Genomic DNA, 13867 nt, shown 5'->3' with positions numbered 1-13867 from the left:
ACGATTGGCTTTGGCGCTAGAGGCCAATCTGGGTATCGTGGTTCAATGGCTTCCATCACCCTGAGTGCCCGATCGCTCGCCGCCCTGCTCGGGCAGTGGAAGACCGCTGCGCCCGCGTACCGCGGTCTCGCCGACCGAATCCGACTCCTCGTCCTCGACGGACGCATCCCGGTCGGCACCCGTCTGCCGGCCGAGCGGGAACTGGCCGACCGGCTCGCGCTGAGCCGCACCACGGTCACCGCGGCGTACCGCGAACTGCGCGAGGCGGGCTACCTCCGCAGCATCCGCGGTTCTGGCAGCGTCACCCTCCTGCCGTCGGCACCCACTGCGCTGGCACCAGTGCCACAGGGCGGGTTCCTCGACTTCAGTAAGGCGGCCGTCCCGCCGTGCCCCGAGATCATCGACGCCGTCGCCACCGCCGCCGCAGAGCTGCCGCGGTATATGCACGACTTCGACTACGACCTCGTCGGCATGCCCGAGCTCCGGCAGGCCATCGCCGACCGCTACACCGCGCGCGGCTTGCCCACCGACCCCGACGAGATCATGGTGACCGTCGGGGCCCAACACGCGATCGCGCTCATCGCCCGCACCCTGCTCAGCCGAGGTGACCGCGTCCTCGTCGAGATGCCGAGCTATCCCCACGCCTACGAGGCACTCCGGGCGGCCGGGGCCAGGCTCGGCGCGGCGACCGTCTCCTCGGAGACCGGCTGGGACGTCCGCGAACTCGAGCAGTGGTTCGAGCGCACGAGCCCAGCGATGGCGTACCTCATGCCGGACTTCCACAACCCGACCGGGGCGTCGATGCCGCTCGAGACCCGCCGACGGGTCGCCGCAGCCGCCGAGCGGCACGGGACGGTGCTCGTGATCGACGAGACCACGGCGGAACTCGACATCGACCGGCCGACGGACCAGGGGCTCGACGGCACGCCGTTCGCCGCTCTCGAGGGTGCGCCGGCGTCGATCATCACGATCGGTTCGGTGGGCAAGACGATCTGGGGCGGGCTCCGCATCGGGTGGATCCGGGCCGAGCGCGGCACGATCAGGAAGCTCGTCTCGGCACGCTCGCTTGGCGACCTCGGCACGCCGATCCTCGACCAGCTAACCGTCCAGCAGTTGATGCCGGCGATGGACGGCATCGTCGCCCGGCGCGGTGTCGCACTCGGCGAGACCCGCGACCGGCTCGTCGACCTCCTGGCCGACCGCCTCCCCGAGTGGACCGTGCCGCGGGTCGACGGCGGGATCGCCACCTGGGTGAACCTCGGCGAGGCCGCGTCATCGCAGCTCTCGCTCGCGGCGAGGAGTCACGGGCTCGTGATCGTCGCCGGGCCGCGGTTCGGGATCGACGGGGCCTTCGAGCGTTACCTGCGCATCCCGATCAGCTATCCGTGGGCCCAGACGGAGCAGGCGGTCGAGCTGCTGACGCAGACGTGGCACTCCGCGATGTTCGGGCACGTGCCGGCCCTGGACTACCTCGAAGACGTCGTCTGAGGTCGTCGCCGACGAGCGTGACACCGCTCCACACGCAGTGCTTGTGCGTGCCGTGTCCAGCCTCCGCGCGAGACCGCCGTCGGACGGGTGTGCGGTGACATAATTACAGCGTCCGCACCTCTCGCAACAACCGAAAGCGGCTCCGTGCACCTGCTCTCCGTCCTCAGCATGAAGAACCGCGCGTTGATCGCGCTCGTCACCATCGTGGCAGCCGTGTTCGGCGTCCTGGCGGTGGGCGGCCTCAAGCAGGAGCTCATCCCGTCGGTCCAGTTCCCGCAGCTCGCGATCATCACGAGCTACCCGGGGGCGGCGCCAGAGGTCGTCAACGACGACGTCTCGACCCCGATCGAGACCGCGATCCAGGGCGTGCCCGGTATCGAGTCCACCTCGGCGACGTCGAGCACGAACTCGAGCCTCATCAGCGCGACCTTCACCTACGGCACGGACCTCGCGACCGCCGAGCAGAAGATCACCCAGGCGATCAACCGCATCAAATCGACCCTGCCCGACACCGTCGACCCGCAGGTGGTCAGCGGCAGCATCGACGACCTCCCCGTGATCCAGATCGCCGTGTCCGGTGCGGCCGACCAGGACTCCCTGGCCGAGGTGCTCTCGAGCTCCGTGGTCCCCGACATCAAGGACGTCGACGGCGTCCGCGACGCGGCGATCGTCGGTGAGGTGGGCAAGCGGGTCACGATCACCCCCGACGACGCCAAACTGGCCCTCGCCGGGCAGACCAGCCGGGTCATCGGGACGACGCTGCAGCAGAACGGCTCCCTGCAGCCCGCTGGCGACATCACCGAAGGCGACAAGACGTTCTCCGTGCAGACGGGAACGAAGCTCACCTCGGTCGACGACATCGCCGCCCTGCCGATCACGGGCGCCTTCGCCGCCGACGGCTCGGTCCTGACCATCGGCGACGTCGCGACGGTCGCCCTGAGCGACGACCCGATCACGTCGATCTCGCGCGTCGACGGCGAGCCGGCGCTCACCATCGCCGTCACCAAACTGCCCGCGGCGAACACCGTCGAGGTCTCGCAGGGTGTGCGCGACATCCTCCCCGAGCTCGAGCGCACCATCGGGTCCGACGCCAAACTCACCGTTGTCTTCGATCAGGCGCCCTACATCGAGCAGTCCATCGAGGCCCTGACGACCGAGGGCCTGCTCGGCCTCGTCTTCGCGGTCCTCATCATCCTCGTCTTCCTCCTCGACGTCCGCGCCACGCTCGTGACGGCGATCTCCATCCCGACGTCCGTGCTCATCACCTTCATCGGCCTCCAGGTCGCCGAGTACTCACTCAACATCCTCACGCTGGGCGCGCTGACGATCGCCATCGGCCGCGTCGTCGACGACTCCATCGTCGTCATCGAGAACATCAAGCGGCACCTCTCGTTCGGCGACAATCGCACGGGTGCGCAGCGCGCCGGGTCGATCCTGAGCGCCGTGCAGGAGGTCGCGGGCGCGATCACCGCCTCGACCATCACCACGGTGGCCGTGTTCCTGCCCATCGCGTTCGTCGGCGACGTCACCGGCGAACTCTTCCGACCCTTCGCCCTCACCGTCACGATCGCCCTGCTCGCGTCGCTCCTCGTCGCGCTCACCATCGTGCCCGTGCTCGCCTACTGGTTCCTCCGCGCCCCGAAGGCCCAGCGGCTCGCGGCCGAAACCGCGGCGGAGGAAGCGCCGTCCGACGCGACGACCGGACCGGTCCGAAGCCGACGCGAGCGCCGGGTGAGCGTGCAGGACGAAGACGACCTCGAGAAGCCGTCACGGCTCCAGAAGGCGTACCTCCCGATCATCCACTGGACCCTCAAGCACTCGGTCACCACCCTGCTGCTGTCGGTGCTCGTGCTCGCCGGCACCATCGTGCTGATCCCTTCGATGAAGACCAACTTCCTTGGCGACTCCGGCCAGAACACGCTCACGGTCACGCAGACCCTGCCGGTCGGCACGAGCCTCGACGCCCAGGACGCGGCGGCTAAACAGGTCGAGACGAAGCTGCGCGACATCGACGGCATCGACACCGTCCAGCTCTCGATCGGGTCGAGCGGAAGCTCCCTGCGCGACGCGTTCTCGGGCGGCGGTGGCGGAGCCATCACCTACTCGATCACCACGAGCGAAGACGCCGACCAGACGGCACTCCAGAAGACGGTCCGGAAGGACCTGTCCGGGCTCGACGACGTCGGCGAGATCGAGGTCGCCGCGTCCGCGGGCTTCGGCGGGTCGAGCGACATCGAGATCGACATCACCTCCGCACGGCAGAGCGATCTCGCGAAGGCCGCCGACGCGATCCAGCAGGCCGTCACCGGCCTCGACGGCATCGACCAGGTCACGAGCAACCTCAGCGAATCGCGACCCTACGTCCAGGTGGCCGTCGACCGCGACGCCGCTGCCGCAGCAGGGTTCAGCGAGGTCGCGCTCGGTGCGTACGTCTCGCAGCTCATGCAGCCGACGACGGTGGGTTCCATCGTCATCGACGACACCACGCTCACCATCTACGTCGACGCCCAGGACCCGCCGACCACCGTCGACGCCCTCGCGGCGACGCAGGTCCCGACCGCCACCGGCCCGAGACGCCTCGACACCCTCGCGACGGTCTCCCAGGTCGACGGACCCGCGACGATCTCGACCGTCAAGGGGCTTCGCTCGGCCACGATCAGCGCGACTCCGGGCAGCGACAACCTCGGTACCGCCAGCGCCGAGGTGCAGACGGCGATCGACGACGTCAAGCTGCCCGCCGGCACCACGGCGACCCTCGGCGGTGTCACGGCGTCGCAGAGTGACGCCTTCGGGCAGCTGGGCCTCGCGCTCCTTGCAGCGATCCTCATCGTCTACGTCATCATGGTCGCGACGTTCCGCTCGCTGCGGCAGCCCCTCCTACTGCTGGTGTCGGTGCCGTTCGCCGCGACCGGCGCGATCGGACTCCAGGTGGTCACCGGTGTCCCGCTCGGTGTCCCGTCCATCATCGGCGCACTGATGCTCATCGGCATCGTCGTGACGAACGCGATCGTCCTGGTCGACCTCGTGAACCAGTACCGGCGCCGCGGCATGACGGTCATCGAGGCGGTCGAGCACGGTGCCGCACGCCGGCTCCGCCCGATCCTCATGACGGCGCTCGCGACGATCTTCGCCCTCACCCCGATGGCACTCGGCATCACCGGACACGGCGGCTTCATCTCCCAGCCGCTCGCGATCATCGTCATCGGCGGGCTCGTCTCCTCCACCGTGCTGACGCTCGTCGTCCTGCCGTCCCTCTACAACCTCGTCGAGGGGTTCCGGGAACGTCGCGAGCAGCGGCGGGCTGCAGCCGAGCCGAAGCCGACGCCACGCACGGTCGCCGCGATCGAGGGGCCGCGGGCCGCGACGGTCCCCGCTGAGGAGCCGGCGCTCGTCGGCGCCGGAGGCGGAAGCGCTGCACCCGCGCCGAGCGCGCCTGATGCATCCGTTCCGTCGGCCTCGGCGGACGTGGCTCCGGCGGACGCGGCTCCAGACGGCGCCGCTCCTGCTGACGCGGAACCGGCGGAGGAGGCCCCGATCGATTCGGTTGGTGCCGACGCCGATCCTGCCGATGCGGCTCCCACGGAATCGGATGCGGCACCCGAGCCGCAGGTCGCTGCGCCGAGTGAGCCGACGGTGGATCGACCGATGACGCGGCCCGCCGCGCACGAGGTGCACGAAGCCCACGAGGTGCACGGGGCGCATGTGGCGACAGGTGACGAGCTGCCGCGCACCGAGGCGATCACCCTTCCCGACGCGGTCTCCGAAGCCCCTGGGGACGAGGTCGTGCATTCCGGCGAGCACGCCGCCCCTGCGGTGCAGCCTGAGCCGGAAGTGAAGGCTGAGCCGGTCGCCGAGCCTGAGCCGGTCCTGGAGACGGAGCCGGTCGGAGAGGCTGAGCCGGCGGCGGAGTCCGAGCTCCCTGCTGACTCCAGCCCGACGAGCGACATTGCGCCGACGCCTGACACTGAGCCGAAGCCCGACGCCGACACGGCACCCGGGACCGAGCCGTCGTCGGGCACCGAACGACCGAAGCGTCGCCGCGCGCAGTGGCCGTGATCGATCACCTGCCGCTCGGTCGCTGAGCTGAGGCTCGAGCCGTTCGACACGAAGCCCTCGGGAACGCCGTCACCGGCGCCCGAGGGCTTCGTCGTGTGACGCCCGACTCAGCGGAGATCGCCGACCGCGCCGGCGACCGCCCGCACGACCTCGCCTGACTGCACCAGCGCGGTGGTGGCCTCGATCTCGGGGGAGAGGAACCGGTCGGGACCGGGACCCGTGACCTGCTCACGCACCCGGCGGAGCACCGCCCCGGTGCCGATGGCCGGCTCGAGCGGGCCGCGCAGGTCGAGGCCCCGGGCTGCCGTCATGACCTCGATCGCCAGCACCCGGCTGAGACCGTCGATCGCCCGACGGAGCTTCCGCGCCGCCGCCCAGCCCATCGAGACGTGGTCCTCCTGCATCGCGGAGGACGGGATCGAGTCGACGGACGCCGGGTGTGCCAGGCGTTTCAGCTCGCTCACGATGCCGGCCGCCGTGTACTGGGCGATCATGAGGCCCGAGTCGACACCGACCTCGTGTGCGAGGAACGGCGGGAGGCCGTTGTTCCGGCTCCGGTCCAGGAAACGGTCGGTGCGGCGCTCCGACATGGACGCGACATCGGCGACGGCGATCGCGAGGAAGTCGAGCACGTAGGCGACCGGGGCGCCGTGGAAGTTCCCGTTCGACTCGACGCGTCCGTCCAGCGTGAGGACCGGATTGTCGACAGCACTCGCGAGCTCCCGCTCGGCGACCGTCGCGGCGTGGTCGACGGTGTCCCTGGCCGCACCGTGCACCTGCGGGGCGCAGCGCAGTGAGTAGGCGTCCTGCACCCGGGTGCACTCGGGACCCCGGTGGCTCGCGACGATCGGGGAGCCGTCGAGCAGCAACCGCAGGTTCGCGGCGCTCTCGGCTTGACCCGACTGCGGGCGCAGGGCCTGCAGGTCCGCGGCGAACACCGCGTCCGTGCCGAGCAGGCCCTCGACGCTCATCGCCGCAGCGACGTCGGCGGTGCGCAAGAGCATCCGCAGGTCGTCCACGGCGAGCGCGAGCATCCCCAGCATGCCGTCGGTGCCGTTGATGAGCGCGAGCCCCTCCTTCTCGGCGAGTTGTACCGGGACGAGGCCGGCGTCGGCGAGGGCGTCGGCTGCAGGACGACGGCGTCCGTGCGCGTCGGTCACCTCGCCTTCACCCATCACTGCGAGTGCGCAGTGCGCGAGGGGCGCGAGGTCGCCGGAGCAGCCGAGCGACCCGTACTCGCGCACGACCGGGGTGATGTCGGCGTTCAGCATCGCCGCGTACGCACGGACCGTCTCCACCCGCACCCCGGTGCGGCCCGTCATGAGCGTCGAGAGGCGCAGCGTCATCAGGGAACGCACGACCTCCCGCTCGACGACCTCGCCGCTGCCGGCGGCGTGCGAGCGGACGAGACTCGCCTGCAACTGCGCGCGGCGCGTCGGCTCGATGAACGTGGTCGCGAGCGCACCGAACCCGGTCGAGATCCCGTAGTGGGGCTCGGGGTCGGAGGCGAGCGCCTCGATGATCCGGCGGGATGCGGCGACACCGTCGAGGGCCGCGCCGTCGAGGTCGATCCGCGCGCCGTGTCGGGCGACGGCGACGACCTCGTCGATCGACAGCGGTCCGGTGTCCAGGACGACCGAGGTCGGGCCGACGGGCTCGGGATGCGAGCGACCGGAGGTCGTCGGGTCGCTGGTGGTCGGGGTCGCGCCGGGCTGGATGTCCATGTTCCGATCGAACACCCGGACGCCGACCGTGGCGGTGAGCGTAGAGTCGTCCGTGTCTGGGATGACAGACATGGACGACCAGGCGGCCGCGTCCGAGCCGCGGAGACGAGGTCAACGGTGAGTCAGGTCCCCGCAGCCGACGCCACCCTTCGCGTGCTGAGCCATCTCGCCGGCGCCCGCGGCCCGCTTCCAGCAGCGGCCATCGCCTCGGCACTCGACCTGCCGAGATCGACGGTCTACCACCTCCTCAGCGTGCTGCAGGAGCACGGCTTCGTGGTCCACCTGCCCGAAGCCCGTCGCTACGGGCTCGGGGTCGCCGCCTTCGAACTCTCCGGTGGGTACGCCCGGCAGGAGCCGCTCAGCATGCTCGGGCGCCCCTTGCTCGCCGAGCTGGTCGACCGGGTGGGCGAGAGCGCGCATCTCGCGGTGCTGCACGGCCGGGACGTGCTCTACATCGTGGACGAGCGGGCCCCGCGTCGGCCGCACCTCGTCACCGACGTCGGTGTGCGCCTCCCGGCTCACCTGACCGCCAGCGGCTGCGCGATCCTCGCCGCGCTCCCGGCCGGTCAACTGCGCGCCCTGTTCCCCGACCAGGCGGCGTTCGTCGACCGCACCGGCCACGGGCCGAAGCGGTACCGGGAGCTCCGACAGGTCTTGGCCCAGACGACCGAGGACGGCTATGCGCGCGAGGCGGGTGGGGTGACGCTCGGTCTCGCGAGTGTCGGGGTGGTCGTCCGCGACCACACGGGGTGGCCGGCGGCGGCGATCGCGGTCACCTACGACGCCGATGCCGGGCTCGACCCGGCGTGGTTGGCCCGCGAGATCCACCCGGCGGCGGCCGAGTTGTCGCGCCGCATCCGGGGTCGCTGAGCGCTCGGCGGTGCGTGCGGACGGTGCGTGCGGGCGGTGCGGCGGCTCCGGACGGGTGGTCAGGCGACCGAGCGCAGGATGAGCTCGAGCAGCGCGGTCGCGTAGGCGTCGGGTGCCGTCGCGGCGCTGAACCGCCGGAGCTCGCCGCCGAGCTCGACCACGACGGTGTACGCCTCGGCGTCGCCGAGCGACAGGAGGACGTCGAGTTCGTCGTCGAGCGTCGGCTCGCTGTCGGTCGGCGCAGCCGGGGACACCGCGCGTTCGAGCGACCGGAACGAGCCGCGCAGCAGGGCCCGAAGCTGGTGTTCCGACGGCAGCCAGAGCGTCTCCTCCTGGTCGACGGAGTCCAACGCCCACTCGGTCGTGCCGTTGAAGCCGAAGCTGCGGCCACCCGGGTGCTCGTGCACCTCGACGGTCATCTCGCTGACCGTGAACACGTCGCCGGCGAGCTCGCCGCCGTCGATGGTGAAGCGGTCGCCGGGTTCGGGGGTCCAGCGCAGGCCGGCGGTGCGGAGCGCTCGGGCGAGGTCAGCGGAGATCATCAGTCCAGTATCGCCGACCACCGTGCGATGCGGCTGGCAACCCCTCGATTCGGACGGAACCCTGTGCGAGGGTGGATGAACTCTTCGAAGGGTCCGATGATGCCCGCACCTGATGATGGCCTATCCGGTCGGTTCCCTGTGCGCGGCCGCGTGACCACACGACGGTTCGAGGGGACGACCGGGATGCAGGAGGCGTCGGGCGCGCTGCGATTCGTGGACGTGGACCCCGAACGGTTCTCGATGACCGTCGACTCGGTCGTGCTCGGCGAGTACGTCCTCCATCGCAACACGGTCGGGCCCGGGACGTTCGACGTCCTCGCCGACGCCTACGGGCTCGATGAGCCGGTCGCGACGATCGTGATGCTCATCGAGGGTGCGGCCAGCCTGGTCCACGGCCGACAACAACTCGACCTGCTCCCCGGGTCCGGAACGCTCACGGAGGGCGCCAAGACGTATCGGACGACGATCCACGACCACGCGACCTATCTGTACGTGTTCGTGCCGATGCGTGCGCTCCGCCGCCTCGGCATCGCCCCGACGAGCGCCCTCGGTCCGTTGGCGCCGTCGCCCCTGTTGCGGGGGAGCGCCGCGTTCCTCGTGGAGGTCATCTCCGCGTTCGAGCCGATCGGCGGCGCCGCGCAGCTCAGACTCTGCCGCGTGATCGACACGATGCTCGCGACGCTCTACGCGGAGAACGACCTCTTCCGGGCTGAGGGTGAGGCCGGACGGGTTCCGCTCCGGCTCCGGATCATCGAGCACATCGCCGCGTCCTTCGCCGAGCGGGAGCTGCGACCGGAGACGCTGGCGCGTCGCTTCAACATGTCGACCAGGTCCCTGCAACGGGTGTTCGAAGGCTCGGGCACGAGCGCCGCGGGCGAGATCGCCGAGCGACGGGTGCAGCTCGCGCTCGCCCTCCTCTCGGACCCCGATCACCGGGGCCTGTCGATCGCCGAGGTCGCGGCCCGCTGCGGCTACCACTCGCAGGCGCACCTCCGTCGAGCGGTCGTCGCGCACACCGGTCTCAGCCCGAGTCAGTTCCGGGAGCAGACGAAGGTGGAGGACGCCTGACGTCGCAGCGTCGTCAGGCCGCGGGGTCAGCCTGCGCTACGCCTGCTCCGACGCGGGGCCGTCAACCACGGACGCAGCAGCCTCGTGACGAGCGGCAGGAGCCAGTAGGTCATGATCGGCGTCAGGATGAGCGTCGAGATGAGCACGTGGAGGAACACGCCGAGCGGTTCCCAACCGGGCACGAGCGCCGTGACGAGGAGGGTGAAGACGAGGTTGAGCGGGAAGAAGCCCAGCCAGATGCTCACCGCCTGCTTCCAGCGCGGCGGTGCCGGCGGGATCGGGTCCGGGTCGCCGGAGAGCTCGGCCTCCTCGACGCGGAGGATGCCGTCCGGTGCGTCGAACCACCCCTCGATCCCGCTGCGCCGTTCGACGCGGGACTGCTCCATGAACTCACGGCCGCTCGAGAGCCACCAGGCGCGTTCCTTCGACTCCTCCCAGTCGGTGAGCGTCTGTTCGTCCGCGAAGCGGTACAGCATGTACCAGACGTCGCTCTCGGCACCCGCGCGCACCCAGCCGGAGCCGAGGAAGCCGGGGTACCGGTTCGCCAGGTTGATGCCCGCCTGGACCCAGATGGTGGCCTCGGAGATCGACGCAGGGTTGACGCGTCGCTCGATCGAGACGGTGATGGGATCGTGTTCCATACGCCCAGTAGACCGCACTCGTGTTTCGATCTCGTGTCCCGATGCCGCCCCGTAGAGTCGAGGCATGGCGACTCCTGACTTCGTACTGGCCCTCCGCGAGCGGATCGGGCATGCGCCCCTGTGGTTGACGGGGGTGACCGCGGTCGTCCTGCGCGGTCTCGGGACGTCCGAGGCCGAAGTCCTGCTCGTCCGGCGACAGGACAACGGGGCGTGGACGCCGGTCACGGGCATCATCGACCCGGGCGAGGAGCCCGCGGTGGCGGCGGAGCGCGAGGTCCTCGAGGAGGCTGCCGTGGTCGCGGTCGCCGAGCGTCTCGCCCAGGTGCAGGTGCTCCCGCAGAACGTCTACGACAACGGCGACATCACGCAGTACATCGACCTCGTGTTCCGATGCCGCTACGAGTCGGGCGAGCCGTATCCGGCGGACGGCGAGAACTCCGAGGCGCGGTGGTTCCCGCTCGACGCCCTACCCGAGCAGGTCTCGCAGAACTTCCGTACGCGCATCGCGCTCGCCGCCTCCGACGAGCGCGAGGCCCGCTTCACCCGCTGACGTCCCTCCACCTGCCCGCGAACTGTCACTTGAGGCTCGTTCCGGGGCCTTGGACTAGCCGTTGGTGACAGTTCGCGGGCTGGAGGGGGTGGCGGTGGCTGCGGCGATGGCGTCGGCGGCTCGGACGAGGGTGAGGTGCGAGAGCGCCTGCGGGGTGTTGCCGACCTGCCGCGCCTGCTGCACGTCGTACTCCTCGGACAGCAGGCCCAGGTCGTTGCGGAAGGACAGCAGCCGGTCCATCAGCTCGCGGGCGTCGTCGAGTCGGCCCGAGGCCGCGTACTGCTGCACGAGCCAGAACGAGCACGCGAGGAACGGGTGCTCGTCGCCCGGCAAGCCGTCGACCCCGCTCGTGGTGCGGTAGCGCAGGAGCAGACCGTCCTGGAGGAGGTCCTCCTCGATCGCGGCCACCGTCGCGAGCATGCGCGGGTCGTCGGGCGCCACGTAGCCGATCTGCGCGAGGACGAGCAGCGACGCGTCGACCTCGGTCGTCCCGGCGTGCTGGACGTAGCACCCGCGTGCGTGGTCGACGTTCTCGCGCTCGATCGTCTCGCGGAGGGTCTCGCGCAGGGCCTCCCAACGTTCGACGGGACCGTCCAGGCCGTGCTCGCGGACCGCTCGGACGCCGCGGTCGAGCGCCGCCCAGATCATGGCGCGCGAGTGGGTGAAGTGCTGCTCGTCGCCCCGCACCTCCCAGATGCCGCGGTCGGGACGGTTCCAGTGCTCCTCGAGGACGCCGAGCAGCGCGCGCTGGAGGCTCCACGAGAAGTCGTCGTCCGCGAGACCGACCGAGCGCGCCTCGTCGAGGGCGATCATCACGGAACCGAAGACGTCGCCCTGGTACTGCGTGTAGGCGCCGTTGCCGACGCGCACGGGGGCGGCACCGAGGTAGCCGGGGAGGCTGTCGAGCTCCTCCTCCACGAGGTGGCGTTCGCCCGCGAGGCCGTACATGATCTGCAGGTCGTTCGGATCACCGGCGATCGCCCGGAGGAGCCACCTGCGCCAGTCGTGCGCCTCCTCGGTGAAGCCGTGCTGCATGAGGGCTTCGAGGGTCAGCGATGCGTCACGCAGCCAGACGTAGCGGTAGTCCCAGTTGCGGACGCCCCCGAACGACTCCGGCAGGCTCGTGGTCGCGGCGGCGACGATGCCCCCGGTGTCCTCGTGCGTGAGTGCACGGAGGACGAGCAGCGACCGCACGACCGCTTCCTCGTACTCGGCCGCGGGATCGCAGCGGGACGCCCAGTCGCGCCACCAGGCGATCGTGTGGTCGATGCGCGGGCCGACGTCGACCGGGTCGGGCACCTCGCGGTGCGAGGGGTACCAGGTGAGGGTGAGGTCGACGGTGTCGCCCGCGGAGACCTCGACGGTCGCCGAGTGGGCGTGATCGGACGCCGTCAGGTGCACGCCGCGGACCACGACGGCGTCAGGGCCGGCGACCGCGACGATCCCGGAGCCGTCCGGGAGCTGCCGCACCCACGGGATCGCGTCGGCGTACCCGAAGCGGAGGCGAACCTCGACGTCGACCGCGACGGTGCCGCTGAGTCCTTCGACCCGGCGGACAACATCCGCCCGGCGGTCGCCGTGGGGCATGAGGTCCGTCACGCGCACCTGGCCGTCGGGCGTCGTCCAGACGGTCTCGAGGACGAAGGTGTCGTCGAGGTAGGCGCGGCTCGCTGTCGCCCGAGCGTCGGCGGGCCGGACCGTCCAGCATCCGTGGTCCTCGGTGCCGAGCAGCGCGCCGAACATCGACGGCGAGTCGAACCGGGGGAGGCACAGCCAGTCGATGCTGCCTTCCGACGAGACGAGCGCGGCGGTGTGGCAATCACCGATGAGGGCGTAATCCTCGATGGGGCTGGGCATGCACCCATGCTGCCACGCCGCCGCGCGCCTGCCTGGGAGTGATGCTCCGTGACTTCTCAGGGTGGATCGGGTAACGTAGGTGAGTCGGCTCTAGACACCGCGTTTGTACCGCGGAGGGTTATGTCAGTCTGGTGGGCCGGTTTCGTCGGAGAGAACTCCGCGAACACACACATGATGTGGACGGCCCCGGCCAGTGATCGCCCGGGTATGAGCATGCCGCAGCGCAGCCGAGGTTTCGGATGGCGCTGTGTGAGTCATGCAGGTTGTTCATGCGAACGAGTTATAACCCGGAAAGCATTTCTCCATGCCCAAGAACAACACCCCCGCCGGCAAACGCCCGGCCAAGAACTTCGACCCCAAGTCCAAGTACGGCGAGAACAAGCGGCCCTTCGGCTCACGCCCCGGCGCGAAGTCCGGCAGCAAGAGCGAAGGCCACCGCGGCTACCGTCCCGACGCCGGTGGAGCGCCGCAGAAGTCTCGCTGGAACGCAGACGAGCGTGCCGAGCGCGCCGCCCGCTTCGAGTCGGAGGAGCGCGGCGACCGCGCACCCCGCGGCGACCGCAACGAGCGTCCTGCGTACAACCGTGGTGGCGACCGCAACGAGCGTCCCGCGTACAACCGTGGTGGCGACCGCAACGAGCGTCCCGCGTACAACCGTGGTGGCGACCGCAACGAGCGCCCCGCCTACAACCGTGGCGAGCGGACTGAGCGTCCTTCGTACGGTGACCGGAACGAGCGTCCTGCGTACAACCGCGGTGGCGAGCGGAACGAGCGTCCTGCGTACAACCGTGGTGAGCGGTCCGAGCGTCCGTCCTACGGCGACCGGAACGAGCGCCCGTCGTACAACCGCGGCGAGCGGTCCGAGCGTCCGTCCTACGGCGACCGGAACGACCGTCCCGCGTACAACCGTGGTGAGCGGACGGAGCGTCCGTCCTACGGCGACCGCAACGAGCGTCCTGCGTACAACCGTGGTGGCGACCGCAACGAGCGTCCGGCGTACAACCGTGGTGAGCGGACGGAGCGTCCGTCCTACGGCGACCGCAACGAGCGTCCTGCGTACAACCGTGGTGG

General features: G+C 70.5%; 9 protein-coding genes and 1 pseudogene. 6 read left to right on the top strand and 4 right to left on the bottom strand.

Annotated features, from left to right (window positions below):
* Positions 1 to 45 precede the first annotated feature (45 nt).
* Positions 46 to 1488 (top strand): PLP-dependent aminotransferase family protein, encoded by a 1443-nt coding sequence (locus tag ITJ62_RS00820; RefSeq protein ID WP_121291631.1) that lies wholly within the window; start codon positions 46 to 48, stop codon positions 1486 to 1488.
* A 144-nt stretch (positions 1489 to 1632) separates the two neighbouring features.
* On the top strand, positions 1633 to 5544 hold the full coding sequence (locus ITJ62_RS00815; protein WP_194599315.1) for an efflux RND transporter permease subunit: 3912 nt from the start codon (positions 1633 to 1635) through the stop codon (positions 5542 to 5544).
* Between the two features lie 107 nt (positions 5545 to 5651).
* On the opposite strand, the gene hutH is transcribed toward ITJ62_RS00815, so the two are convergent.
* The gene (gene hutH / locus ITJ62_RS00810) at positions 5652 to 7268 is read right to left on the bottom strand and encodes a histidine ammonia-lyase (RefSeq protein ID WP_194599314.1); all 1617 of its coding nucleotides are present in this window, start codon (positions 7266 to 7268) and stop codon (positions 5652 to 5654) included.
* 117 nt (positions 7269 to 7385) lie between these two features.
* On the opposite strand from hutH, the gene ITJ62_RS00805 reads away from it, so the two are divergent.
* Entirely contained in the window at positions 7386 to 8138 is a 753-nt protein-coding gene (locus tag ITJ62_RS00805) for an IclR family transcriptional regulator (protein ID WP_370581777.1), read from the top strand.
* A 59-nt stretch (positions 8139 to 8197) separates the two neighbouring features.
* Here ITJ62_RS00805 and ITJ62_RS00800 read toward each other — a convergent pair whose 3' ends face one another.
* Positions 8198 to 8680, bottom strand: a complete 483-nt coding sequence (locus ITJ62_RS00800) for a pilus assembly protein CpaE (protein WP_194599312.1) — start codon at positions 8678 to 8680, stop codon at positions 8198 to 8200.
* Between the two features lie 150 nt (positions 8681 to 8830).
* On the opposite strand from ITJ62_RS00800, the gene ITJ62_RS19235 reads away from it, so the two are divergent.
* Positions 8831 to 9748: an AraC family transcriptional regulator gene (locus ITJ62_RS19235; RefSeq protein WP_194599311.1), complete on the top strand. Its 918-nt coding sequence runs from the start codon at positions 8831 to 8833 to the stop codon at positions 9746 to 9748.
* Positions 9749 to 9774: 26 nt separating this feature from the next.
* On the opposite strand, the gene ITJ62_RS00790 is transcribed toward ITJ62_RS19235, so the two are convergent.
* Positions 9775 to 10389 carry an antibiotic biosynthesis monooxygenase gene (locus ITJ62_RS00790; RefSeq protein WP_194599310.1) on the bottom strand — a complete coding sequence of 205 codons (615 nt, stop codon included), beginning with the start codon at positions 10387 to 10389 and terminating at the stop codon, positions 9775 to 9777.
* A 64-nt stretch (positions 10390 to 10453) separates the two neighbouring features.
* Here ITJ62_RS00790 and ITJ62_RS00785 point away from each other — a divergent pair, with 64 nt between their 5' ends.
* Positions 10454 to 10939, top strand: coding sequence for an NUDIX domain-containing protein (locus tag ITJ62_RS00785; RefSeq protein WP_194599309.1), 486 nt, complete (start codon positions 10454 to 10456; stop codon positions 10937 to 10939).
* Between the two features lie 54 nt (positions 10940 to 10993).
* Here the strand turns inward: ITJ62_RS00785 and ITJ62_RS00780 are convergent, their stop codons facing one another.
* Positions 10994 to 12856 carry a glycoside hydrolase family 15 protein gene (locus tag ITJ62_RS00780; protein ID WP_228497877.1) on the bottom strand — a complete coding sequence of 621 codons (1863 nt, stop codon included), beginning with the start codon at positions 12854 to 12856 and terminating at the stop codon, positions 10994 to 10996.
* Positions 12857 to 13100: 244 nt separating this feature from the next.
* On the opposite strand from ITJ62_RS00780, the pseudogene ITJ62_RS00775 reads away from it, so the two are divergent.
* A pseudogene (locus ITJ62_RS00775) lies at positions 13101 to 13867 on the top strand (ATP-dependent helicase); the annotation flags it as partial.

It is taken from the genome of Plantibacter sp. VKM Ac-2876 (assembly GCF_015350715.1).
Lineage (GTDB): Bacteria > Actinomycetota > Actinomycetes > Actinomycetales > Microbacteriaceae > Plantibacter > Plantibacter auratus.
Note: the sequence above shows the minus strand (reverse complement) of the source record. Positions and strands in the feature narration are given on the sequence as shown.